Origin of the sequence: Cyclobacterium sp. SYSU L10401, assembly GCF_010993705.1 — a bacterium.
GTDB lineage: Bacteria > Bacteroidota > Bacteroidia > Cytophagales > Cyclobacteriaceae > Cyclobacterium.
Window position 1 is genome coordinate 631,410 of record NZ_WOFO01000002.1, and the last position, 24,896, is coordinate 656,305.

A 24,896-nucleotide genomic window follows, 5' to 3' on the forward strand; every position below is an offset into this window, starting at 1 on the left:
GGAGGGCTTGCCCTCCTTTTTATCGTTTGTGCCATGCTTGCACTTTCCGGAAAAGCATTAGCCACCCTGTAGTATTCATGGAGATTAACCCGCACATCCAAACAACATGAAGATAAGACTTGCAAAGGGACAAAAAGTTTATTTTGTTTCGGATTTTCATTTAGGAACCCCTGATCCGGAGAGCAGCAGGCAAAGGGAGGAAAAAATCGTAAAATGGCTAGGGGAAATAGAGGAGGATGCCGCTGCTATTTTTTTTGTGGGAGACATTTTTGACTTTTGGTTTGAATATGACAAAGTGATTCCAAAGGGTTTTTTACGTTTTCTATCCAAAATTACCCTGTTGAGGGCTAAGGGCACGCCATTGTTTTTTTTCACCGGTAACCATGATTTGTGGATGAAAGATTACTTTACCGGAGAATTGGATATACCCGTATACCACAATCCCCTGAGCATGGAAATCAATGGTAAGAAATTCCTTGTTGGCCATGGGGATGGTTTAGGGCCCGGAGATCGAAAATATAAGTTGTTAAAAAAGTTCTTTACCAGCAAGTACTGTCAATGGCTGTTCAAATGGATTCATCCTGATATTGGCATCTCTATAGCACAGTCCTGGTCGAAAAACAGCCGGATAACCAACGATTTGAAGCAGGAAGATGAATTTAAAGGGAAAGAAAAAGAATGGCTCTACCAGTACTGCCTGGAAATGGAAAATAAAATGCACTTCGATTATTACATTTTTGGCCATCGCCACCTGCCACTCAACCTTCCTTTAAACGGAGATGCTACCTATTTTAACCTGGGTGAATGGGTCAATCAATGTTATTTTGGGGAATTTGACGGAGAAGCTTTTCATCTCAGACAGTATAATGGATATGCCCTCAAATCTAAATAGAACGGTTCTTTTAATTTTTTTAAGTTTAATTTGCCAACAGGCATTTACCCAGAAAAACCCTTTGATTAAAGCCATCTGGCAATTGGAGGAACATGGAATAGAAAGAATTGATACCGATAGCAGAGGAAATATTTTCTTTACCACACCAAACGGCCATTTAAGACAATACAATGATTCCGGTGATTCCATTAATTTTTATGCACCAAATTTCAGTGCAGGTATTTCCAGGCTGGATGCACATTGGACAGTTTCTGTATTTCTTTTTTATGAAAGCCAGCAAAGGTTTGAAATTCTGGATCGGTTTCTTAGTCCTTTGAGCAGTAAATCCATGGCCGATCTTGGCTTGACTGGTTTTTTTAGTCAAGCTACCCCGGGCAATAACCATAGCATTTGGCTGTATGATGAAACAGATTTAAGCCTTAAAAAAATCAATTATAACAATAGGAACCTGGTTCAGGAACAGCCTTTGAATATTTTGTTCCCAGAGAGCAGCTTGCAAATCCTGCAGCTGATTGAAAGAAAAAACCTGTTGTTTGTACAAGTATCCAATGAAGCTGTCTATATTTTAGATAACCAGGCAAATTTTATCAAGGCCATTCCGATTGCCAGTAAAATTCCGATTTTTATTGAAAGTGAAAGCATTTTTTATCTTGAAAATAACAAGGTGCTGAAAAATAATTTTATTACAGGCGAATTAGCAGCGGCCGCAATTCCCGACACCTATGAATTTACCGGATTGGCTGTAACCAATAAAACCCTGGTTTTAACGCACCCGAAAGGATTAATTGCTTTTGCCAGACCTGAAAATTTTTAAACCTGCTGATTCTACCACTTACATAAAACAGTTTAAATATTATATCAATTAAGTTAAAAATTTAATTTATAAATTATAATTTTGTTAATTAATATTAATTAAAGGTGAATTATTAAAATTATCTGGTTCAGTTTTTGCATTTTGCCTGTTAATGGATGAAGAAAAAATTACTTTGAAACTTACTTTTCCAATCACACTTTTGGCCCTGCTTCTTTTTACCGGAATGTTTTCGGTATTGGCACAAAATGTATTGAGGCCTGTAGAGACAGAAATCTCCTTTCCCAAGGACCTGAGTTCTCCCGATGTCAATTTTGATTTGCATTCCCTGGGCAATAAAAAGTTTAAATTGGTTTTGGAAAAGCCCAACCAAACCTTAACCAATGTAAAGATTTATGATATTTTGGGAAACCTGATCCTTCATGAAAAGCTAAAGCCTGAAGACGGCATGCAAAAAAACTATGATTTCACCCATCTGAACAGCAAGTTATTTGTAGTAGAGGTAGGTAATGCCAAATACAATAAAACCAAAAGTGTATATGCTAACCCCCAGGGAACCCTGGAACGAAATGTATCTACGACTGACGAATAAAAAAAGGCTGTCTATCTTAAAGATAAACAGCCCATTTGTTTCGATACCAATAAAGGGTATTATATAACCTCTACCAATTTGATATCAAAAATAAGATCCTCACCTGCCAGTGGATGGTTGGCATCTAGTGTGATTTTTGCATCATCTACATGAACAACCTTAACTGGTGTAGGCTGGCCCTGTTGATTTTGTATGGAAAGATCCATTCCTACCTCTGGTTTGATTTCGGCCGGCACCTGCTCCAAAGGAACATCCAGCACCATATCTTCTCTTTTCTGACCATAGGCCTCATCAGCAGGTATGGTAACACTCTTGTCAGCTCCTACCTCCATTCCCTGAACGGCTACGTCAAAACCCTTTATCATTTTTCCATCACCCAATTGAAACTGTAAAGGCTCTCTGTCCTGAGAAGAATCAAATATAGTTCCGTCTTTTAGTTTTCCTGTGTAGTGTACCTTTACGGTATTTCCTTTAGTTGCTACAGACATATTAATTTATGTTTTGATTAAAAAGTAAAGGTAACAATTTTATCAGGCTATTAAAAATCAGGACCCAGTGATTTCACGGATGTACAAAATCGATCTGATTATGTCCATATTCGGACATTTTTTAAGGCGGAATTCGTTTTTTCTTGCTAAATTGGCCTAAAAAAAACATGGCATCATTTCAGCACTGAAATTACAAAAACAATGGAAGAGAAAAATTTGGGAAGGATATTGATTGTAGACGACAATGAAGACCTCTTATTCGCAGCAAAAATGTTGCTGAAGAAACATGCAAAAGAGGTGACCATAGAAAAAGACCCAAGGAGAATCCCCTTTCTGGTCAATAATCATAGCTTTGATGTGATTCTTCTGGACATGAACTTTACGGAAGACACCACTTCCGGCAAGGAGGGCTTCCATTGGCTCAAACAAATCAAGGAAATAGATCCCAAATCAGTGGTGATTTTAATCACTGCCTTTGGAGATGTGGAAATGGCTGTTCAGGCCTTGAAAGAGGGGGCCACTGATTTTATTCTCAAGCCCTGGCAAAATGAAAAATTGCTCGCCACACTTTCTGCTGCCATCAAGCTCCGGGAAAGCTATGATCAGGTCGACAAGCTCTCCACCAGACAAAAGCAGTTACAGGCTGATTTAAAAAAACCATTTGCCGATATCATTGGACAGAGCGCATCTATGAAAAATGTGTTCTCCATTATTGAAAAAGTAGCGAAAACAGACGCAAACATCCTGATACTCGGGGAAAATGGCACCGGTAAGGAATTGATAGCCCGGGCTATACATGACCGCTCAGAAAGAAAAGATGAAATTTTTGTTGGCGTAGACATGGGTGCCATCACAGAAAGTTTATTTGAGAGCGAACTTTTTGGCCATAAAAGGGGTGCTTATACGGATGCCAAGGAAGATCGCGCTGGTAGGTTTGAAGTGGCCGACAAGGGTACCCTGTTTTTGGACGAAATCGGTAACCTCAGCATGCCCCTCCAATCCAAGTTACTTACCGTATTGCAAAAACGGGAAGTAACCCGGATAGGAACCAACAAGGCTATCCCCGTAGACATCCGCCTGATCTGCGCTACCAATATGCCGGTACATGACATGATCATGGAAAATGGCTTCCGGCAGGATTTGCTCTACCGCATCAATACCGTAGAAATATTTCTTCCTCCACTTAGGGAAAGACAGGATGATATCCCTGTTTTAGCAGAACATTTTTTGAAGATTTATTCCGGGAAGTACCGCAAAAAGTTTAAAGGACTCAAGCAAAATGCTTTACAACTGTTGCAAAGGTACAGTTGGCCAGGTAATATCAGAGAGCTTCAACATGCCATAGAAAGGGCCATTATCATGGCTGAAGGGGACGAGTTGGACAGCAGAGATTTTTTCTTCCTTTCGGCCAAACCTACCAATGAGAAAGTGAGCAGCAATACCTACAACCTCGATGAAGTGGAAAAAAACCTGATCCAAAAGGCCATAGACAAAAATGGAGGAAATATATCCAAGGCAGCTAAAGAACTGGGATTGACAAGGGCCTCCCTGTACAGGAGATTGGAGAAATATGGATTATAAAATTGGATTATTGGGAAGGGTATTCGTTTTGGCCATTACCCTTTTTTTACTTGCTTACATCATTGCCAATGATTCAGGGGTATTTGCCATATCCCTTTTCATCATCATTACCTTTGTGCAATTAATCCTACTGATTAGGTATGCAGAAAGCAGCTTTAAAAAAGTCAGGCAGTTTCTCGACAATATCAAACAAAGCAATTATTCTACGGTCTATCCGGTGAAATTTGACGGTACGGAGACCGATGACCTGCACATAGAATTCAATGCCATTCTGGCCAAATTAAAGGAAGATCAGCTGGAAAAAGAAGCTAATTTCCATTATTTCCGAACGGTATTCCAGCACCTTAGCATTGGATTAATCACTTTTGAGGCAGATGGGAGTGTGCAAATACTCAACACAGCTGCCAAACGCATGTTAAACATAGATAAACTAAATCATATTGGAGAAATTGCCCAAATCAACAAAGAGCTTCATCATGCCATAGAAAACCTTCGGACCGGAGGAAGTGAATTGATTAAAATAGCTCATCCTGACGGCATCATGCAACTCTCGGTTTATGCCATAGAACTGGTCCTCAGGGATGTTAAATTCAAGTTGGTCTCCCTTCAAAATATTCAGAGTGAACTCGAAGAAAAAGAGATGGAAGCCTGGCAAAACCTGATCCGGGTGTTGACCCATGAAATCATGAATTCCATCGCTCCCATTTCATCATTGGCTGCCACCATCAGTACTGACATCAAACACAAAATACAGGAAAATGAAGCCGTAGAAAAAAATGACCTGGAAGATTACCAAATGGGTATTTCTACCATAGAAAAACGGAGTGAAGGACTGATCAACTTTGTCAGTGACTTCAGAAGTCTTGCCCATATCCCAATGCCCAAATTTACGGCTATCAAAATCAGGGACCTGTTTGACCAGATAGACATTTTATTGCAAAATCAATTAGAAACCCAACAGGTAGTGCTACACAAGGAAATCACTCCTGAAGATTTATTACTATTTGCAGATTGCTCACAAATTGAACAGGTATTGATTAACCTTACGCAAAATTCTATTCATGCAGTAGAAGATGAAACTGAAAAAAACATTTTCCTGAGGGCTTTCATTGATGACAATGGGAAAATAATAATAGAAATAGAAGATTCAGGAAAGGGCATAGAGGAGGAAGCATTAAATAACATTTTTATCCCCTTTTTTACCACCAAAAAGAAAGGTTCGGGTATAGGACTCAGCCTTTCCAAGCAGATCATGCGTAGGCACAAGGGGAACATTCAGGTGAAATCCACTCTGGGTAAAGGGTCGGTATTCAAATTGATTTTTAATGCATGATGTCACAGAAATTACTTTTTAATCAGGAGATAACAATTCGTTCACACTTTCAGGCTGTTGGAGCGCATTATTAGCATTTTAATAAAACAGGCTTCACCACCAGTTTATTTTCCCTTCTTAGCTTGCTTCCAAAACAAATACGTTTTGGAAACAAACTTTAAAACCATTGTCCTATCTGACATCCACCTGGGAACCAAAGGTTCCAAAGCAAAGGAGGTTGTCCGGTTTCTGAAGCAGTTTCAATGTGAAAACCTGATACTCAATGGAGATATCATTGATGGCTGGCAACTCAAGAAATCAGGAAGCTGGAAAAGAAAACACACCCGCGTTTTTAACCGTGTCCTGAAAATGATCGACTGTGACCGCACCCGGGTGGTATACCTCAGGGGAAACCACGATGATTTCCTGGATCAGATCCTTCCCCTGGAAATTGGAAATCTTTCTATCCGGAAAGACATGGTTTACGAAAGTATGGGAAAGAAATATTTCATTACTCATGGAGATGTTTTTGACAATATCACCACCCATTTGCGATGGATCGCCTATCTGGGAGACATAGGATACACCTTCCTGCTATGGCTAAATGCCAGGGTCAATTACTATCGGAGAAAAAAAGGTTTGGCCTACTTTTCACTTTCGCAATATGTAAAATCAAGGGTCAAATCTGCTGTCAGCTACATTGATGATTTTGAAAAGGAACTGTGCAAAGTCGCCCGCTCCAAAGGCTGCGATGGGATCATTTGTGGGCATATTCACAAGGCCGAAATCAGAAACATTGATGGCATCGATTATTACAACTCCGGTGATTGGGTAGAGTCTTTGAGTGCATTGGCGGAGGATCACGATGGCAACTGGCAACTCATTTACTTCAATCAATTAGACTTTGGAAAACAGGAGGAGGCCAGGGGAAAGATAGTTCCTATAGTTGATACCGGAACCAGCAAATTGAATAAGTTCTATTGATTTTGAAATGAAGTTTCTTTTTATTGTTCAGGGTGAAGGGAGAGGTCACATGACCCAGGCCATGGTCATGCAAGAATTGATCAGAAAAGAAGGCCATGATTTAGTAGGCGTGGTTATTGGCAGCAGTAAGAGAAGGGAAATTCCAGCCTATTTTATCAATGCCTTCCCTTGTCCTGTTCACAAAATAGAAAGTCCGAATTTCGTTACAGATAAAGCCAATAAAGCTATCAGGATTGGTGCCACTTTGATGAAAAATCTGAAAAAAATCCCTTCCTATACCAAAAGCCTGAAAAAACTTCATGGGCTGGTTGAGGAACACCAGCCTGATTGCATCATCAATTTTTATGATATTCTCGGGGGAGTTTTCAATCTTTGCTACCCAAGCAGGGCCAAGACCATCGTGATCGGCCACCAATATTTGGCTGAGCATCCGGAATTTACTTTTGCCAGGCCCGGGGGAATCCAAAAATTACTTTTCAGGATCAATACAAAAATTACCGCTTTTGGTGCATTCAAGACCATAGGCCTTTCGCTTTGGGAACCCCATCAGGCCTTTACCAGTCCAGGTCAACTGGTATGGCCTCCTTTGATCAAAGCAAGTGTAAAATCCGCATGTCCCGTTGCCGGTGATTTTTACCTGGTATATATCGTCAATGCCGGCTATGCCCAGGAAGTTTTTCAGATGGCAAAAGAGTATCCTGAAATTAATATAGAGGCCTTTTGGGATGACAAAGAAATGCCTTTACAATACCAACCCTTACCAAACCTGCTGTTCCACCAGGTCAATGACCTGCTGTTCATTGAAAAACTTAGCCAGTGCAAAGCCTATTTGACGACGGCAGGGTTTGAATCCATTGCTGAAGCCATGTACTTAAACAAAAAAGTAATGATGGTACCTGTCATGGGCCAGTACGAACAAAAATGCAATGCCCTGGATGCTGAAAAAACTGGTGCTGGAATCGCTGCAGAGAAATTCGATCCCTTGCTAATGGAGCATTATCTGAAAAATAGAAATGGCAACAGGAGTACCCATGAAAAATTCAAAGATTGGGAGCATCGCCTGGAATTTCATTTCAGTCAATTGATGGGGTCCCTGATAGAAGTAGATAAAAAGGAAAGGAAAGAGAGGTATTCGCTACACCTATCCCAAATTAAACAGCTGTAATATCTGTATTAGATATTTTTATGAAATTTTTATCATTTTTAGTCTGCCTGGCTACATCTATTTAAAGCTTTTTAAGGCATTCCAGGGTATTTTTTCAACCTAAACCAATAAAAATTATCAAATACATCTTGAATAATTTGACAATTAGAAAGGTAAATGCCTTAAATTCGCTCTTTATTAAGCTGGTCATACACACCCATGAATATAGAGTTAGAAAGATTAAAGGAAAACAGGGAGAAAATCCGTCATTGGAAAAAATGGGGACCATATCTCACGGATAGACAATGGGGTACTGTTAGAGAAGATTACAGCCCGGATGGCTCAGCCTGGGAAAACGTGACACACGATGATGCCAGGAGCAAGGCCTATCGCTGGGGAGAAGAAGGCATAGGTGGTATCAGTGATCATAAACAAAAACTTTGCCTGGCATGGGCCTTTTGGAATGGGAAAGATCCATTGATCAAGGAGAGATTATTTGGGCTAACGGGAAATGAGGGTAACCATGGTGAAGATGTCAAGGAGTTGTATTATTACCTTGACTCCTCCCCTACCCACAGTTACATGAAAATGCTCTACAAGTACCCCCAAGAGGCATTTCCCTACCAGCAGATTTTGGAAGAAAATCAAAAAAGGGGTAAAAACGAAAAAGAATTTGAGCTGCTGGATACCGGAGTTTTCGATGATGACGCTTATTTTGATATATTTTTGGAATATGCCAAAGCCGATGTAGAAGACATTTACGGCAAAGCCACTATTTATAACCGAGGCTCCCGGGAAGCCAGTATTTGGGTAATGCCAACCATTTGGTTTAGAAAAACATGGTTTACAGGTGATGAGCCTTTTATGCCCTCCCTGAGGAAAACGGGTCCCAATAAAATCAAGGCTTTTTCACCTAAATCGGGAAATTTCAGTTTCACTTTTCAGGGAGAGCCGGAATTACAATTTTGTGATAACGAGACCAACAGAGAAAGGCTTTACCACATCGGCAACCAAAAGAAATTCCTGAAGGACGCCATCAACGATTATGTCATAAAGGGTGACAACAAACATCTCAACCCAAAATTTATAGGTACAAAAGCCGCTGCCATTTACAAAATCGACATCCCGGCCGGCGCCAGTGCTTCAGTGATCTTTCGAATGCAAAGGGAGGAAACAGAAGCACCGCTAGAAAATGCCGATGAAATATTTAACGAAAGAATAAATGATACCAATGCCTTTTACGGGGACCTGCAGGAACGGGTAAAGGACGATGAAATGCGCCTGATCCAAAGACAGGCCTTTGCAGGCATGTTATGGTCCAAACAGTTTTATTACTACAATGTAGAACGATGGCTGGAGGGAGATCCGGGCAGGTACCAGCCACCCCAGGAAAGAAAAACAGGAAGAAATAGTAACTGGAGGCACCTTCAAAACTATGACATCATTTCCATGCCAGACAAATGGGAATACCCCTGGTATGCTGCCTGGGACCTCGCTTTCCATTGTATCCCGCTGGCCAGACTCGATCCTGACTTTGCCAAAGACCAGTTACTGGTATTGCTCAACGATTGGTACATGCATCCCAACGGACAAATGCCAGCCTATGAATGGAATTTTAATGATGTCAACCCTCCTGTACATGCTTATGCGGTTCAGCGAATATACCAGATTGATAAAAAATTCAACGGAAAAAATGTAGGCGATCAGGAATTTTTGGAAAGGGCCTTCCACAAACTGCTGCTCAATTTCACCTGGTGGGTCAACCAAAAAGATGAAGAGGGAAAGAATATTTTTGAAGGCGGATTTTTAGGATTGGACAACATCAGTGTGTTTGACAGAAGCCACGTGGATAAGCTATTTGGAAAACTGGAACAAGCAGATGCCACTTCCTGGATGGCCATGTTCTGCCTGAACATGTTGCGCATCTCATTGGACTTGTGTGAGTTTAATAAAGTATACCAACACACCGCCACCAAGTTTCTGGAGCACTTCCTCTACATCGCCGGAGCCATGAATAATATTTCCAAGGAAAATATTAGTCTATGGGACGATGAGGACAATTTCTTCTTTGATGTATTGCACCTTTCCGGCAAGGAACCTGAACTGATGAAGGTTAAATCCATTGTAGGGATCATTCCGATGTTTGCAGTTGAACCCATTCGTGAAGAATTGTTTGATGACTTGCCGGAATTTAAAAACCGACTCAATTTCTTTTTTAAAGAAAAACCAAAACTTGCGGCTCTGGTTTCTAACTGGATCCACCCTGGCCATGAAAAACGAAGACTTTTTTCTTTATTGCGGGGACATAGGATGAAAAGCATCCTGAATAAAATGCTGGATGAAAAGGAATTCTTATCTGATTATGGTATTCGTTCCCTTTCGAAAGACCACCTGAAAAACCCTTATTCCGTGCAAATCAATGGCAGCCGATTTTCGGTGAGTTATGCGCCCGGAGAATCGGAAACCACCATGTTTGGAGGCAACAGCAACTGGAGGGGACCGATCTGGTTTCCCATCAATTACCTGATCATAGAATCATTGAAAAAATTTGATTTCTATTACGGCGGAACATTCTCCATAGAATATCCTACCGGTTCGGGTAAATTTATCACCCTTGATTTAATCGCTAAAGAACTCTCGCTTCGCCTCATCAATATGTTTCGAAAAGATAAGGAGGGAAACCGGCCCATTTATGCCGATAATGAAAAAATGCAAAAAGATCCTCATTTCCAGGATTTAATTCTATTCTATGAGTACTTTCACGGAGAGAATGGCCGGGGATTAGGAGCTTCCCACCAAACCGGCTGGACAGGTTTGGTAGCCGAACTGATCCACAAATATTATAAGGAAAAGGAATTTTATCCAAATGCTGCTACCTCATTTAAAAGCTGAAAGAAAGGAAGCCGGCTGTGATGAAGTAGGCCGGGGATGCCTTTGCGGTCCAGTGGTGGCCGCGGCCGTAATCCTTCCCCCAGACTATGCCAATGAATGGATCAATGATTCAAAAAAAATAAACAAAAGCAAAAGGACCCTCCTTACTGAAGAAATAAAAGAACAGGCTTTGGCCTGGGCAATCGGGTTTGCTGAAGTAGAGGAAATCGATCAAATCAATATACTAAATGCCTCATTTTTAGCCATGCACCGGGCCATTGATGGTTTAAAAGTCAGGCCCGAACATCTTCTGATCGATGGGAACAGGTACAAACCCAAACATGACATACCATTTGATTGTGTCATTAAGGGGGATGGGAAATATGCCAGCATAGCCGCTGCTTCCATCCTGGCCAAAACATATAGGGATCAGCTAATGATCCGCCTTGCACGGGAATACCCAGGCTATGGATGGGAGAAAAATGTAGGGTACCCCACCAAAAAACACCGCGAAGGTATTCAAAAATTAGGCCCCAGTCCCCTGCACAGAAAATCCTTCCGCCTTTTGCCAAAGCAGTTAAATATAGACTTATGAATAATTCCGGGAACGATTCGCCGGAGGGGAAAGTTTACAAGTAAATAAAAACGATGCATATGAACCCTAAAAATACCTTTTGCCTGATCTGGCTTTTGCTTTCGCCCATTTTCTTAATGGCTCAGGAAAACGTACAAAAAGCCCAACCGATACTGGGTGAGGTACCCCAAAAAACAGAAGATGTTTATCTACCGGAGGTTCCAGGGGTCAAGGTGGAGGTTTGGGTAGATAGCCTGACCATTCCCTGGTCCTTGCGATTTCTTCCGGATGGGGATGCGCTGGTGGCCCAGCGTACAGGTGAAATTGTCAGGATCCCTTCCGGAGAGCAGGAGCAGGAATCCTATTTTGATGTGCCTGGTGCCGTTCATGAAGTGGATGCAGGACTGATGGGTTTGGCCATACACCCTGATTTTGATAACAATAAATGGATTTATATCATGCATGCCTACCGCAATCAGGAAGATAAACTCCTGAGTAAGGTAGTTCGCCTGTCCCATCAGGGAAGCACTGCCGTAGTGGACAAGGTGATCATGGACAATATTCCTGCCTATGCCATTCATTTGGGTGGCAGGATAGCCTTCGGTCCGGACGGCTTATTGTATATAGGTACCGGCGACATGTCCCAGCCCTTCCTGGCACAGGACATCAACCACCTCGCTTCCAAAATCCTTCGTATAACCGATGAAGGAGAAATTCCCTCCGACAATCCATTTGAAAACTCAGCGGTTTATTCCTATGGGCACCGGGTAGTACAGGGATTTGCCTGGGACCCCGAAACAGGTGCTTTTTTCAATTCGGAACATGGCCCCTCAGGTGCTGAAGTAGAAGGAAGTGTTCGCTACCGCGATGAAATCAATAAGGTAGAAAAAGCTGGCAACCATGGCTGGCCGGTGGTGGTCGGAGCTCCCGGAATGAGCAGCTATGTGGATCCCAAAGCCATCTGGAATAAGGCGGCCGTACCTCCTGCCGGAATGACCTTTTACAAGGGGGACCTTTTCGTAGCTTCACTGGGTGGACAAGCCCTTATACGTTTGGTTTTTGACAAGGAAAATGATTATGAGGTCAAAAAAGTGGAACGGTGGTTTTCTTATGCCCCCTCCAAAGGAATTTATGGCAGGATGAGGGATGTAACCATTGGTCCTGATGGCAACTTATACGTTACTACCAGCAACACGGATGGAAGGGCAGCAGTGAGAATCCATGATGACAAAATATTGAAACTGACCTTTGAATGAAACTCATTCAACCCCGTAATGGAGGAAACTTTCGGGGATTTGGCTGATGATATCTGAGGCAATGGTCCCTCTTCGCCTGGACTCCCCGGCCAATTCTCCTGCGTGACCATGGTGGAATACTCCACATATTACTGCATTTTCCATGCCATAGCCCTGACCCAATAAAGCCGTGAGTATTCCAGTCAATACATCTCCGGAACCCCCGGTTGCCATGTAAACAGAGCCTGAAGCGTTAAAAATCTGTTTACCATCCGGAAACGAAATTAAAGTAAAGGCCCCTTTTAATACCAGGACGCAACCATATTTTTGGGCAAAGTCCCTGGCTAATTCCATTCTCTCAAAATGGTTTTTAGCTTGAATTCCTGTTAACCTTTCAAACTCTTTGATATGGGGTGTCAGTACCACATTCGCATGTAAAAAATTCAACCATTCCGGATGTTCTCCCAAAATATTGATGGCATCGGCATCCATAACGGTAGGTCCCCGGAATTCACTCAGCACCTGGTAAACCAATTGGGCCGCCTGCTTTCCTTTACCCATACCTGGGCCGATCCCTAGGGCATCTATTCCTGAGCTATCAAGCTTTGGAGCTACTTCCTTCTCTTCCCCACTATCCATTACCATGGCTTCGGGTATACTGCTCTGTATGATTTCCATGCCACAGGAAGGAATATGACAAAAAACCAATCCACTTCCTGTCCTCAAAGCGGCTTTGGTTGCCAAACCTATGGAACCCATTTTCCCGTAACTTCCACCTGCCAACATTACCCTTCCAAAATCCCCCTTGTGGCTGAAGGAATGAAATTTCTTGTGATAAGTGCTAACTTTTTCTCCCGAAAAAAAGAAATACCGGGATTCAAATGCCTGAAAATATTTTTCATCTATGCCGATACTTCTGACAATCAATTCCCCTGTAAACAGGGCATTTTCGGGAACCAATAAAGCGATTTTGGGAAATTGAAAACTTAGCGTGTAATCAGCCTGAAAAACCTCACCATCTGCCGGACCGTCAGAAGGAAGGCCTGAAGGCATGTCCACACTGATTTTGATGGCTTCTTTGTTGTTCAGACTTTGAACCAAATCCAGATACTCTCCTGACAGCGGGCGGTTGATCCCTACCCCAAATACCGCATCAATGATGACATCACCTACTGACAACCCATTCCATGAAACCCTACTTACCAGCTCGGGTAAAACTTGGAAATTCTGCCTGAAGTCTGTGGAACCGGATTCCGGATTACCAATCAGTCCTACCATTACAGTATATCCTTTCAGGTGTAAAATCCTGGCTATGGCAAGACCATCCCCCCCATTGTTGCCGGTCCCGCAAAATACCGATACGGTGTTTTCTACCGAAAAATAGGAGACAAACCAATCACAGAAGGCATGAGCAGCTCTTTCCATAAGTTGATAGGAACTGATTCCTTCACCAGAAACATATGCTTCATCCAATAATTTTACCTGGTTACCTGAAAGAATTTTTTGCATTTTGGATGGATTTTAAGAATGTTTTTAAACACCAGCGTCGTTTGATCTTCCTTAATGAAGTATTGGTTTCAGGTTAGATTTCCTAACCCTGCTATTCCTAAACCTAGGAATCCTATCTGCTCCTGAGGCTTTCTACCTCCTGGATAGTAGATTCCAGCGGGTCACCCAATAATTTGGAACCATTGGAGGTGATCAGAAATCCATCTTCAATCCGGATACCACCAAAGTTCCGAAAATTTGCCAGCTTTCCATAATTTATGTAGTCCTTGTGTACATTCCTGGCTTCCCACTGATCCATCAGCTGGGGGATAAAATAAAGGCCTGGTTCTACCGTAATCACATAACCCTGTTCGAGTTCTTTTCCCAATCTGAGAGATTTTAAACCAAACTGCCTGCTTTTCATCAAGGAAGGGGTATAGCCCACAAATTCCTCTCCCAGATCCTCCATATCATGTACATCCAAACCCATCATGTGCCCCAGCCCGCATTGGAAAAAAAGTGCATGGGCCCCCTGATCCACGGCATCCTCCAGGTTTCCTTTCATCAGGCCCAAATCCCTGAGACCTTCGGCCAATTTTTTACAAGCCAGCAAATGAACATCCAAAAATCTAACCCCCGGCTTCAAGGCCTGAACGGCTGCCTGATGGGCCATCCAAACCACCTCATACACTTCTTTTTGGAGGGGCGAAAAGGTATTCCCTACTGGAATCGTACGGGTAATGTCTCCTGCATAATGCATGGCTGATTCGGCCCCAAAATCTCCCAACAGCATCTTCCCTTCCACCAAGGTATTGGAATAGTTGTGGTTGTGCAATATTTGCCCATCGGTGGTAATGATAGGAATAAAGGATAGATTACCACCTGCTGCGATGGCTTCACCCGTAACCATGCTGAGCAACTCGTATTCTTTCATTCCCGGATCGGCCTCTACCATTACTTTCCGGTGCATGTTCACACTGGTATTTACCGCTTTATTAATCTCCCTGACCTCTTCTTCGGACTTGACAGACCTTAAAGCTACCACTGCCTTAATCAAATCCTCAGAAACATGGCTCGCAATTCTGGCGCCGCTGATACCGAGCCAATGAATAAGTTTTTGCGTGTTTTCTGGTCGGTAAGGAGGAAGAAAATGGATCTTACGTTGCTTTCCATTTTCCAGGTAATTCCCAATTTCCTTCATTGGACGGGTTTGGCGTATACCCACCTGTTCTGCCAAATCGCTGAGCTTGGGTTTCTCTCCATGCCAAATCAATTCTTCGGTCGTCAATTCGTCCCCAAAAATAATTTCTATATCCAGATCCAAATCTATTACCCCTACTAATCCGGGTAAATCTAAACCGAAAAAGTACAGAAAAGAGCTGTCCTGCCTGAATGGGTACCAATTGTCTTTAAAATTACTACTGCTTTCTTCGTTTCCTAAGAATAGTAAGACACCGCCCGAAAGGGATCTTTTCAGCCTGTTTCTTCTTTCCTGGTAAGTCTCTTTTGAAAATAATTCCATCTTATAATCGGTCCGATAAACATCCCCTCCTTATGGATCCGGGATGGGCTAGTAACTTAAAATTTCTGCAAAATACCCAAATGAACCTGCTTTCAAAGGGAAATTTTCTCCAATTTTGGTAATGCAGGCCTTGTGGCCAGAGCATCCTCGATAACTTTTAAAACACTTTGACGTTCTTCTCCGGTTAGCATCAACCTGGGAGCCCGCACATATTCGGTACCCAGGCCCGTTGCTACTTCTGCCAGTTTGATGTATTGTACGAGTTTGGGATGGATATCCAACTCCAATAGGGGAAAAAACCAGCGATAAATATCCAAGGCTTCCGCTATCCTTCCCTCCTGGACCAGGCGGTAGATAGCTACCGTCTCATAAGGGAAAGCACAAACGAGTCCGGCTACCCAGCCATGAGCTCCCAATGTCAGGCTTTCCAATGCTAGCGGATCTACCCCGCCCAGAATCTTAAACCGGTCTCCAAACCGGTTGATCATTTTGGTGACTACGGTAAGATCTCTGGAAGACTCTTTTACTGCATTGATATTGCTACAGGCTTCCAGTTCCTCAAACATATCCAGGGTAACCAATATCTTGTAATCTATAGGGTTATTATAGATCATGATGGGAAGGTCGGTCGCCCCGGCAATGGATTTGAAAAAAGTAACGGTCTCCCTGTCATCAGCCTTATACCTCATGGGTGGAAGAATCATCAGCCCCTGGATACCACTATTATTGGCGGCTTCCGCTACTTCAATGGCCTTCTTCGTAGATTGTTCGGCAATGGTTAAAACCACAGGGATCCTATTCTCTACCACTTCTACGGTGGTTTTTACCAGCGTTTCTTTTTCCGCATCCGTTAAGGTACTGGCTTCTCCAAGACTCCCTCCTATAACCAGTCCGTCAACACCAGCTTTCATTTGCACCTTGATATTGGCATGAAAAGTTTTTAAATCTAGCTGGTCATCGGAAGTAAATTTAGTGGTAATGGCTGGAAATACTCCTTTCCAATTTATCATAGCTATTCAATTTAGTGGTAAACAATTTTTTTTTATATCAATTTTTTTAAAGCTACTTTCAATTAATCCAATAGGTAAATACTACCTGCCCCCAGGGGTTAAATTTTCCAACCAGAATTTCTCCATGGTTTTTCTCAGGTGTAAGGACGTGTTCTCCCGCTCATTTATCCCATGTGCCCGCATGGGATAAGACATCATTGAAAACAATTTATTGTAAGCGATTAATTTATCCACCAACATTTCAAAACTCTGATAATGGACATTATCATCTGCTGTACCGTGCATGATCATCAGCTTTCCCTCCAGGTTACTGGCATGATTGATCGGAGAGCCCTCATCATACCCTGCTGCATTGTCCTGCAGTAAGCCCATGTACCGCTCCTGATAGGTGGCATCATAAAGCCTTTGGTCAGAAACGAAGGATACGGCGATCCCAGTCTGATATAAGTCAGGATACCTGAACATACAGTTTAAGGTCATCTGCCCCCCTCCACTCCAGCCCCAGATCCCCACCCGGGAGCCATCAATGAAATCGTAGGTCGACAGTATTTTCTCGGCAGCTGCATGTTGGTCCTCTGATGCCAGTATTCCGATTTGGCCATAAATGGACTTCCTCCAATCCCTGCCTCTGGGCGTTTTGGTTCCCCTGTTGTCGATACTAATAACCACATAGCCCAATTGTGAGAGGTATTGATGCCACAGGTCACCATTCATCCAACTGTCCTGAACGGTGGAACCCGCAGGTTCTCCATAGACATAGAAAATCAGGGGATATTTTTTGCTCGGCTCAAAATCAGCAGGTTTGATCATAAAGGCATCCAAAACCACCTCTCCTATATCCACCTTGAAAAATTCCTTCGGTTTTAACCCCAAATCATCGTATCTCTCCTTAAGTCTCTGATTATCTTCCAGAACCCGAAGTGTTTGGTGATCCGGAAGCGTTATCAGGGAAATTACCGGTGGAGTGCTGGCATTCTGAAAAGTATGGATGGCATACTTTGAATCCAGTGACAACTGATAAGCATGCTGCCCGGGAGCTCCCATCGGGGTAATCCTTTCAGCTTCTCCCGTCTGGTGAAGGGGACTCCGGTACAAATATCTCTGGGTGAAATTATCCGGTGAAGCAATATAATACACGTAACCGGCTACCGGATCGATATGACTGATCCTTTCCACATCAAAATCCCCCCGGGTAAGCAAAGTCATGGATTGACCATCCCGGGAAACTTTATAGAGGTGCCTCCAGCCATCTCTTTCACTGGTCCAGGTAAAATATTGTTGCTCCTCCAACCAGATCAGGTTATCGTGAATATCCAGAAAGGTATCCTCCTTTTCCTCCAGTATACTGGTAAGGGACATGTCTTTGCTATCGCCAATCCAGACGGTATTGGTATTCTGCCTCCGGTTTAACTGCTGGATCAGTAATTCCTGTGACTCCGGGATAAAATCCATTCTTGCCAGGTAATTGTTTTGTGGGTCACCTGGAATATCAAACCATTGGCTTTCTCCGCCCTCTGCTGAAACTACGCCTACTTTCACTGAAGAAAGTTTTTCTCCTACCTTGGGATAGGGAAGCGGAATAGGCTGGGAATAGATGGAATCAATATTATTGATCAGATAAAAAGTTCCTATATCCTGGGTATCGGAATGCCAGTAGGCAATTGACTCCCCGTCCGGGCTCCATCTAAACCCGTCCCTGCAGCCCAATTCTTCTTCATATACCCAATCAAAGGTACCATTGATGATATTTCCACCACCATCCTGCGTTATTTGATTAATTTCTCCAGTCCTGAGGGATTCAACAAATATATTGTACTCGCTGACATAGGCGACTTTTGAAGCATCAGGCGAAAATTTGGCAAACATCAGGCTGCTTTCCGGAAGTCCCCTACCTAATTTTCTTAAATCCCTGGTATCCTGATCCAGCACCCAATAATCACCCCGGGTATGGTACCTCCACACTTTCCTGGTATTGGTAAAAACAAGTAATTTTCGATTGTCTGCAGACCAGTGATAATCTGATACCTCCAAGGGGTCATCTGCGCCCTCCGGGATTATCTCTTCTGCGGCAACAAGTATTTCTCTCTCTCCTGTAGCAGGATTGTACCGTACAATATCTTCTCCCCCAATTTGTTGATTTTCCTCTATACTGGAATACCCTTTGGAATCTTTCATCCAACGTATGGGCCCAAACTGTTTTTGCTTAAAGGTTTCTTTAGCGAAAATGTGCTCCAAACTCAAATTTGTTTGGGAAAAAACCGTACCGGCAAAAGTGAAAAAATAAAAGCTCAGTAAAATAATTCTTTTCATTCAATTCTAGATTAACGCTTATACCAAACAGAGCCAAATGTTCAAACCCAGCTTTATAAGAGGTAAAAACAGGCCACAAACTATAGCCATAAAGATATGGTATTTGAAAACATTTACTATTCCACCATTTTAGCCAAATGGTATGGTATTTTAGCGATGACACAAATAAATGAGAAAAGAGAAGGTCAGGGTATGAAAAATAGCGAAAAAAATGGCCGTCCTTTATATTTCAGGAGTTCCTTTATCCAATTATTACTCGCTTAATCTGAGGTCTTTTTAAGGATGTTATTCCTGTATTCCAGAGGTGTCATTCCGGTAACACTTTTGAAATGCTTGTGAAAATTCGACAGGTTATTATAGCCTGAACTGTAACAACATTCGGATGTGTTGAAATCATCCTGATACAACAGCCTGCAGGCATTGGCAATCCTGACTTCAATCAGGAATCTGGAAAAGGTTTTTTGACTTTTGTATTTGAAATACCTGCAAAAAGCCGTGGGTGACATGTTTACCATCTCCGCAACCTGCTTCAAGGTGATTCTTTCACTGAAATGGTTCCTGATGTATTCAAAAACCAAATTAATCTTGGGTAGATTTTCCTGAACAGAATGGATGGGTACTCCCAATGAAGAGATAAAATTTAAATTATTGTCTCTTGAAATGTTTTGAAGGATATCCAATAACCCCAAAAATCTCTCGAATGAATTTTTATCGGGAAGGTTTTTAAGCTTCAAACTGATGGACTCCTCCATGGTATCCGAAATCTTTACTCCATAAATGGCAAAATCAATTAATCGCTTAATGGAATAGGCTTCCGGTATTTCATTGAGTGAGTTTTTCAGGACATCCTGGTTAAAAAAAACAGAAACAGCTTTTGATTTCCGGTGACCTGCCCCACCAAAATTCACATGTTTGTTTCTGAAAACGTGTGGTAGATTTTTCCCCAACAGGAAAATTTCATTCTTTTTAAAAGGCACCACACTTTCAGCCACAAAGAGGGAACCTTCACCCTCCAATATCAGGCTGATCTGAAATTCCTCATGGTAGTGTATGGGTTCAAAAAAATTGTCTAAATCCCAACATTCCACCCGGATGGTTTCTTCTTCTAATTTCGGAACTTTAAAATGTAAAGGTTGCATTGGCAGGTCAATGTGAATTATGGAATGAAATACTGGTATTAAATTAGGATAAAAGAAGAAAGAATGCAAAAAAGTACACAAAGAAAAGGCAAATTGCTAAGATAGTATACACAATGGCTAATATTTGAAAATACATCCGCCCGAATAAGTGTTATATTTATTATTAACCAAAACAGAAATTGTAAATGAACTTTCCAAGTATATTTAATGATGTAGTAGGGCCGGTTATGAGAGGCCCCTCTAGTTCCCATTGTGCAGCTTCCCTACGGATCGGCAGAATCTGCCATGACCTGATGGAGGGAAGCATTTCAACTATTGAGATAGATTTTGACCCCAAAGGGTCTCTGGCTACCACCCATAAGGAACAGGGATCAGATATGGGCTTGTTTGGAGGATTTTTGGGCTGGGAGGCTCATGATGAACGCCTGGTCCACTCGGAGCAACACATGGGAGCAGCGGGCATTCAAGTAAAAATTAACATCAGGGACATTCAAGCTGAGCACCCAAACACCTATAAAATCACCTTAACCAATCCCTGGGAAACGCATCAGGTCATTGCCATCTCTACCGGTGGAGGTATGATCGAAGTAATTGAAATCGACGGAGCCAGGGTATCATTTGCCGGGGATTGCTTCCTGACCCTGGTATATACTACCGACCATGAAAACATACAAAGGTACCTGGAGCAAAGAAAGGACATTGACAGCATGGCGTTTCACTCAGCAGACCAGGTTTTCCTTGAACTTAAATCACAACAATTTCTGGAAGACATACAGGATTTAAGGGAAATGGAAACCGTTTCCCGTGTCAAACAAATCAGGCCTGTATTGCCGGTGCTGACCAAAAAAGATCAAACCGTTCCTTTCATCACCTGTGAGGAAATGATGCGTTATAACCAGGATAAAAACCTTAGCCTCTGGGAATTGGCGGTCAGGTATGAAAGCATCAGAGGGAATATTTCTGAGGAGGAAGTACTGGCCAAAATGGACAACATACGAAAAATCCTGAAAGATGCCGTCAGCACAGGCATTAAGGGAACAAGCTACGAGGACCGTATTCTGGGCCCTCAATCCGTTAAATTCAAATCCCAGATGGAAAGCAAAAAGCTGGTGGATGGAGAGGTGCTGAACAAGATTATCATGTACGTATCTGCCATCATGGAAGTCAAAAGTTCCATGGGAGTGATCGTTGCTGCACCTACTGCCGGTTCCTGTGGGGCCATGCCTGGCGCTGTGCTGGCGGTTTCCGATACCATGGGACTTTCGGAAGAAGAAACGGTTAAAGCCCTGATGATTGCGGGACTGATCGGTGTTTTCATCGCAGCCCATTCTACCTTTGCTGCAGAAGTGGGAGGGTGCCAGGCCGAATGCGGATCCGGATCTTCCATGGCAGCTGCAGGCATTGTATACCTGGCAGGCGGAAACCTGGACCAGAGCATCTCTGCTGCCTCCATGGCCCTGCAAAGTTCACTGGGAATGATCTGCGACCCTATTGGTAACCGGGTAGAAGCTCCCTGTCTGAATAAAAACGTCATGGCAGCCTCCAATGCCCTCTCTTGCGCCAATATGGCATTGGCAGATTATGATCACCTGATCCCTCTGGATGAAGTGATAGAAACCATGTATGAAGTAGGAAAAAGCATCCCCAATACCCTCAGGTGTACCAACCTCGGGGGACTTTCCATTACCAAAACCGCCAAGGAAATCGAAAAAAGACTAGGGAAAGGGCAATTTTATAAAAGCTGCTAAGGCATCCTTCGATCTTCTTAATTATGAAGGATAAAGTGGAATTCAAGTACCGTTGAATTTTTATTTGCCTTCCTTTTCATCTGTAGTTCGATGTTGCAAATGTTAAACTACATGCGCTCCTCGGGATTTATAATCCCGTGGTACAGTTCGGGGGATTTGTAATCCTCTGATGTGCACGAAAGCAGGATTGCAAATCCTGCTTATCTGTGGTTCGACATTGCAAATGTCGAACAGCACCCGCTCCTCGGGATTTATAATCCCGTGGTACAGTTCGGGGGATTTGTAATCCCCCTGATGTGCACGAAAGCAGGATTGCAATTCCTGATTATCTGTGGTTCGACATTGCAAATGTCGAACAGCACGTGCTCCTCGGAATTTATGATCCCCCAGACGTACACATAAATGGAGTTGCAAATTCTGTTTGCTAAGAAGACACCTCCCCCAAGCGGTGAATGGTATTTTGTACCAGGCCTTCGATCACTTCACCCTGATCGCTTTCCAGCTGGTAATTGATTTCCATTACCCAGGTAGGTTCAATATTTGGTATTTTAAGTTTTATGGATTTTCCGTCGGTACCCAGCTCAGCTGAAGTAACCTCCAATTCCTTTTCATTATAATGTTTGGATCCATATTTTCTCGAACGCAACAAATCCCAGGTGGCCACAGAGTAATTGGACAATTCCTTTACACTGCCTTCGTCCAACTTTTCAGTAAAAGTCAGCAAAACCCCATCTTTTTGCGCTTGTATGTCTACTGGTAAATTCACTGGTTCGCCGGTCATCCGGATGCGGTAAAGACCACCCAATTGAGGTTGGGTGGAACCCCAGGCGGACAACCCACAAAGATACAAATGACCATCTTCCGGATTGAACCTTCCGCGCATGACGCCGGTGGCAAAACGGGGAAGAGGCAATTCAACGATTCCTCCCTGCACCTGCCCGCCTACTTTTTCAAAAGGAACCAGGTATACCTTGCCATAGCCATAGGAAAAACTCAACAGCTTCCCGTTCAGTGGACCCCATTTATCACTTTCTACCCAAAGCAGTTCTGAAGGAGACCGATCACGTTCCCTTTCCACCCAAACAAGCGGCTGCTCCATGCCGGAATCGGTACTGTCCGCTGGTGGATCATAGCCAAACATATTGCCGTAAAAGCCACCTTCTTCTACCCAGTTGATCCGGTTCATGGGGTTCCAATGCCCTTCCTGATCCGTGACGATAAAAGAACCGTCCGGATTGATACAAACGCCATTAGCTGCCCTGAAGCCAGAAGCAATAATTTCGGTTTTTTCTCCATCGGGGCTAACCTTTAAAAGCGTGCCGTGTTGGGGAACCAGTGCTTCCCGGGCATGCCGTGCACTTTTGGCATAGTACAGGTTTCCCTGCTCATCGGCTTGCAGACCCATGGCAAATTCATGAAAATGATCGGTCACCTGGTGGTCATTATTGAAACTTTCGTAATAATCTGCTTCCTGGTCACCATTAAAATCGTGTAAACGGACGATCTGGTCCCGGCAGGTAACAAAAATTTCTTCGTCAATCACCTTGATGCCCAGTGGCTGAAACAAACCGGAAGCGATCCTTTGCCAGGTAAGTGTTTCCTCATTTTGCGTAAAGCCTTCCACCAACCACACATCTCCATCTGTAGCACACACCACTGCCCTATTTCGGTCCCGGAAAAAATCCAATCCACTCAAGCGCAACTGGTTTTTCCATGGACTATTAAACGGCGGATTCAGGACATCCACCTGAAAGGCCCCCTCCTGCTCTCCCTGCACGATATTCGTTTCCAGTTTTTCAGGATAGCGGGCAGGGCCTCCCCTGGTAAATTCCTCCAGAGACTCCGCTGGAGCAGCGGACCTGGCCAATTCCTCCAGGCCGGAAACACCGGGCGCTGCCAAAAATATTTTGATCTTCACTAGCCCCGAGGATTCCTTGACATGTACCACCTGATAGTCGTTTTCTTCATTCAATTCAGCTCCTTCCCCCATCAGCGCGACAGCAGTGCCCGGGGGAGCTACCCGCATTTTCAACAGTCCTCCGGCAGGTTTGATATTCAATGTCCGGGTAAAAACAGGGTTATTCTCCAGGGAATCCAGGCCAAAAGTTTCCAAAATTGGTGTACTACCCACCGTATAACTCATGATAAGGCGGTCGCCATACGGATAAAGGCCTTTGAAATGCGCCCATTCCCTGGGGAGAGGGCCAAATTTTCTTCCATCTCTGGCCTGAAAACGGGGATCCTTGAAAGTACCTGTCTCCGGATGGGCCCATCCGGGACCTGTTTCATTTTCCACATGCAGCTTGCCGATAGTTCTGGGGGAAATGTTGTGCTTTTCATTGAATAAAATGGCTTCCCAATCGATAAAACCTTCTCCTGTCCAGGCCCCAGCCATCCGCATCAGGTCGTGGTCAAACATCATCCAGGCATTTCCAGCGGCTACCCCTCCCACACCCTGATCCAGCCTTACAGCAATGCCCTTATAGGCAAAATTGGCGTCCCCAAAATCTTCATCCGGAAGGGGCTGTACCGGTCCGGTAGACCGTTCCCTCGGAGGAGCGTCTTCATCTACCAACTCATAGGTATTGATCAAAAAATTCCCATAATCCATCTCTGCCCAGGGCTTGTATTCCCTGGGTTCCGGGCCCATGGTCGTACCAACTGGCAGGTCTGCCAGGTAGGCTGCATCGATATCAAAATACTGTGAAGGATTTTCTTCTTTGACAAATGTCTCTCTGACATAATGAATGACATCATATTTTTCCACCGGACTAAGGTTCACCTGAGGTGGCATGGCTCCATGTCCCCGGGTGAGGGTCTGGTAAATGGCATAGGGATCGTTACCTACCTTGAAAGCATCCTTCCAGAACTTAAAAGCAGTAGGCAGGGAGCCCTCCTGCTCCGGATCTCCGTGGCAATTGAAGCAAGTATTGCTGTAGATGTGCTGCCCTGTGCGCATGGATTCTCCGTGCCTGTCGCCCAATGCCTCCAGCAAGCCCATGTGGTCGATGTTCTTCTCATATTCCGGTAGGTCGGCTTCCTGAAGGATAAAACCGGATCCAGCGGTATCTGAAAGCGATTCCTTGTCCGAATTCTTTTGGCAAGCCAACATCATCAATACGATCAGAGGGCTGTACCAGGCAGTAAATTTTACGTTCATGTTATTAAAGGGTATTCTATTTTCAAAATATAATT

18 protein-coding genes are annotated in these 24,896 nt (G+C 43.4%); 11 read left to right on the top strand and 7 right to left on the bottom strand.

Annotation, left to right across the window (positions count from 1 at the left end; genetic code table 11):
* The first annotated feature begins 106 nt into the window (after window positions 1–106).
* The 3 genes from GL182_RS07520 to GL182_RS07530 all read left to right on the top strand — a co-directional run bounded on the left by GL182_RS07520 (window position 107) and on the right by GL182_RS07530 (window position 2,295).
* On the top strand, window positions 107–892 hold the full coding sequence (locus GL182_RS07520) for a UDP-2,3-diacylglucosamine diphosphatase (RefSeq protein WP_163379019.1): 786 nt from the start codon (window positions 107–109) through the stop codon (window positions 890–892).
* A 61-nt stretch (window positions 893–953) separates the two neighbouring features.
* Window positions 954–1,706, top strand: coding sequence for a hypothetical protein (locus GL182_RS07525; protein WP_163379020.1), 753 nt, complete (start codon window positions 954–956; stop codon window positions 1,704–1,706).
* 151 nt (window positions 1,707–1,857) lie between these two features.
* Entirely contained in the window at window positions 1,858–2,295 is a 438-nt protein-coding gene (locus tag GL182_RS07530) for a hypothetical protein (RefSeq protein WP_163379021.1), read from the top strand.
* Between the two features lie 59 nt (window positions 2,296–2,354).
* Here GL182_RS07530 and GL182_RS07535 read toward each other — a convergent pair whose 3' ends face one another.
* Window positions 2,355–2,783 (bottom strand): peptidylprolyl isomerase, encoded by a 429-nt coding sequence (locus tag GL182_RS07535; RefSeq protein WP_163379022.1) that lies wholly within the window; start codon window positions 2,781–2,783, stop codon window positions 2,355–2,357.
* A 201-nt stretch (window positions 2,784–2,984) separates the two neighbouring features.
* On the opposite strand from GL182_RS07535, the gene GL182_RS07540 reads away from it, so the two are divergent.
* From GL182_RS07540 to GL182_RS07570, 7 genes are all read left to right on the top strand, one after another.
* Window positions 2,985–4,364, top strand: a complete 1,380-nt coding sequence (locus GL182_RS07540; protein ID WP_163379023.1) for a sigma-54-dependent transcriptional regulator — start codon at window positions 2,985–2,987, stop codon at window positions 4,362–4,364.
* The gene (locus GL182_RS07545) at window positions 4,354–5,697 is read left to right on the top strand and encodes a sensor histidine kinase (protein ID WP_163379024.1); all 1,344 of its coding nucleotides are present in this window, start codon (window positions 4,354–4,356) and stop codon (window positions 5,695–5,697) included. The genes GL182_RS07540 and GL182_RS07545 overlap by 11 nt, the downstream gene beginning before the upstream one ends.
* 144 nt (window positions 5,698–5,841) lie before the next feature.
* Window positions 5,842–6,660, top strand: coding sequence for a UDP-2,3-diacylglucosamine diphosphatase (locus GL182_RS07550; RefSeq protein WP_163379025.1), 819 nt, complete (start codon window positions 5,842–5,844; stop codon window positions 6,658–6,660).
* A gap of 7 nt (window positions 6,661–6,667) precedes the next feature.
* Window positions 6,668–7,825: a glycosyltransferase family protein gene (locus tag GL182_RS07555; protein ID WP_163379026.1), complete on the top strand. Its 1,158-nt coding sequence runs from the start codon at window positions 6,668–6,670 to the stop codon at window positions 7,823–7,825.
* A 198-nt stretch (window positions 7,826–8,023) separates the two neighbouring features.
* The gene (locus GL182_RS07560) at window positions 8,024–10,696 is read left to right on the top strand and encodes an MGH1-like glycoside hydrolase domain-containing protein (RefSeq protein WP_163379027.1); all 2,673 of its coding nucleotides are present in this window, start codon (window positions 8,024–8,026) and stop codon (window positions 10,694–10,696) included.
* Window positions 10,671–11,270 (top strand): ribonuclease HII, encoded by a 600-nt coding sequence (locus tag GL182_RS07565; protein ID WP_163379028.1) that lies wholly within the window; start codon window positions 10,671–10,673, stop codon window positions 11,268–11,270. Before GL182_RS07560 ends, GL182_RS07565 begins: the two co-directional genes overlap by 26 nt.
* Window positions 11,271–11,329: 59 nt before the next feature.
* Window positions 11,330–12,505, top strand: a complete 1,176-nt coding sequence (locus tag GL182_RS07570; RefSeq protein WP_240469728.1) for a PQQ-dependent sugar dehydrogenase — start codon at window positions 11,330–11,332, stop codon at window positions 12,503–12,505.
* A 3-nt stretch (window positions 12,506–12,508) separates the two neighbouring features.
* On the opposite strand, the gene GL182_RS07575 is transcribed toward GL182_RS07570, so the two are convergent.
* The 5 genes from GL182_RS07575 to GL182_RS07595 form a co-directional block, all read right to left on the bottom strand.
* On the bottom strand, window positions 12,509–13,993 hold the full coding sequence (locus GL182_RS07575; RefSeq protein WP_163379029.1) for an NAD(P)H-hydrate dehydratase: 1,485 nt from the start codon (window positions 13,991–13,993) through the stop codon (window positions 12,509–12,511).
* Between the two features lie 112 nt (window positions 13,994–14,105).
* A complete protein-coding gene (locus GL182_RS07580) occupies window positions 14,106–15,494 on the bottom strand; it encodes an aminopeptidase P family protein (RefSeq protein ID WP_163379030.1) in 1,389 nt (462 codons plus the stop codon).
* A 92-nt stretch (window positions 15,495–15,586) separates the two neighbouring features.
* Complete coding sequence (locus GL182_RS07585) at window positions 15,587–16,504, bottom strand: dihydrodipicolinate synthase family protein (protein ID WP_163379031.1); 918 nt, start codon at window positions 16,502–16,504, stop codon at window positions 15,587–15,589.
* An 81-nt stretch (window positions 16,505–16,585) separates the two neighbouring features.
* Window positions 16,586–18,814 carry a S9 family peptidase gene (locus GL182_RS07590; RefSeq protein WP_163379032.1) on the bottom strand — a complete coding sequence of 743 codons (2,229 nt, stop codon included), beginning with the start codon at window positions 18,812–18,814 and terminating at the stop codon, window positions 16,586–16,588.
* A gap of 260 nt (window positions 18,815–19,074) precedes the next feature.
* Entirely contained in the window at window positions 19,075–19,953 is an 879-nt protein-coding gene (locus tag GL182_RS07595) for an AraC family transcriptional regulator (RefSeq protein WP_163379033.1), read from the bottom strand.
* A gap of 185 nt (window positions 19,954–20,138) precedes the next feature.
* Here GL182_RS07595 and GL182_RS07600 point away from each other — a divergent pair, with 185 nt between their 5' ends.
* The gene (locus GL182_RS07600) at window positions 20,139–21,701 is read left to right on the top strand and encodes an L-serine ammonia-lyase, iron-sulfur-dependent, subunit alpha (protein ID WP_163379034.1); all 1,563 of its coding nucleotides are present in this window, start codon (window positions 20,139–20,141) and stop codon (window positions 21,699–21,701) included.
* Window positions 21,702–22,125: 424 nt separating this feature from the next.
* Here the strand turns inward: GL182_RS07600 and GL182_RS07605 are convergent, their stop codons facing one another.
* A complete protein-coding gene (locus tag GL182_RS07605) occupies window positions 22,126–24,861 on the bottom strand; it encodes a DUF6797 domain-containing protein (RefSeq protein WP_163379035.1) in 2,736 nt (911 codons plus the stop codon).
* Between the last annotated feature and the right edge of the window lie 35 nt (window positions 24,862–24,896).

What these genes read in the sequence shown, in the direction of transcription:
- GL182_RS07595 (WP_163379033.1), bottom strand. Translation starts at nt 19,953, where the DNA reads ATGCAACCTTTACATTTTAAAGTTCCGAAATTAGAAGAAGAAACCATC.
- GL182_RS07535 (WP_163379022.1), bottom strand. Translation starts at nt 2,783, where the DNA reads ATGTCTGTAGCAACTAAAGGAAATACCGTAAAGGTACACTACACAGGA.
- GL182_RS07555 (WP_163379026.1), top strand. Translation starts at nt 6,668, where the DNA reads ATGAAGTTTCTTTTTATTGTTCAGGGTGAAGGGAGAGGTCACATGACC.
- GL182_RS07545 (WP_163379024.1), top strand. Translation starts at nt 4,354, where the DNA reads ATGGATTATAAAATTGGATTATTGGGAAGGGTATTCGTTTTGGCCATT.
- GL182_RS07565 (WP_163379028.1), top strand. Translation starts at nt 10,671, where the DNA reads ATGCTGCTACCTCATTTAAAAGCTGAAAGAAAGGAAGCCGGCTGTGAT.
- GL182_RS07540 (WP_163379023.1), top strand. Translation starts at nt 2,985, where the DNA reads ATGGAAGAGAAAAATTTGGGAAGGATATTGATTGTAGACGACAATGAA.
- GL182_RS07590 (WP_163379032.1), bottom strand. Translation starts at nt 18,814, where the DNA reads ATGAAAAGAATTATTTTACTGAGCTTTTATTTTTTCACTTTTGCCGGT.
- GL182_RS07580 (WP_163379030.1), bottom strand. Translation starts at nt 15,494, where the DNA reads ATGGAATTATTTTCAAAAGAGACTTACCAGGAAAGAAGAAACAGGCTG.
- GL182_RS07520 (WP_163379019.1), top strand. Translation starts at nt 107, where the DNA reads ATGAAGATAAGACTTGCAAAGGGACAAAAAGTTTATTTTGTTTCGGAT.
- GL182_RS07530 (WP_163379021.1), top strand. Translation starts at nt 1,858, where the DNA reads ATGGATGAAGAAAAAATTACTTTGAAACTTACTTTTCCAATCACACTT.
- GL182_RS07575 (WP_163379029.1), bottom strand. Translation starts at nt 13,993, where the DNA reads ATGCAAAAAATTCTTTCAGGTAACCAGGTAAAATTATTGGATGAAGCA.
- GL182_RS07605 (WP_163379035.1), bottom strand. Translation starts at nt 24,861, where the DNA reads ATGAACGTAAAATTTACTGCCTGGTACAGCCCTCTGATCGTATTGATG.
- GL182_RS07560 (WP_163379027.1), top strand. Translation starts at nt 8,024, where the DNA reads ATGAATATAGAGTTAGAAAGATTAAAGGAAAACAGGGAGAAAATCCGT.
- GL182_RS07585 (WP_163379031.1), bottom strand. Translation starts at nt 16,504, where the DNA reads ATGATAAATTGGAAAGGAGTATTTCCAGCCATTACCACTAAATTTACT.
- GL182_RS07600 (WP_163379034.1), top strand. Translation starts at nt 20,139, where the DNA reads ATGAACTTTCCAAGTATATTTAATGATGTAGTAGGGCCGGTTATGAGA.
- GL182_RS07570 (WP_240469728.1), top strand. Translation starts at nt 11,330, where the DNA reads ATGAACCCTAAAAATACCTTTTGCCTGATCTGGCTTTTGCTTTCGCCC.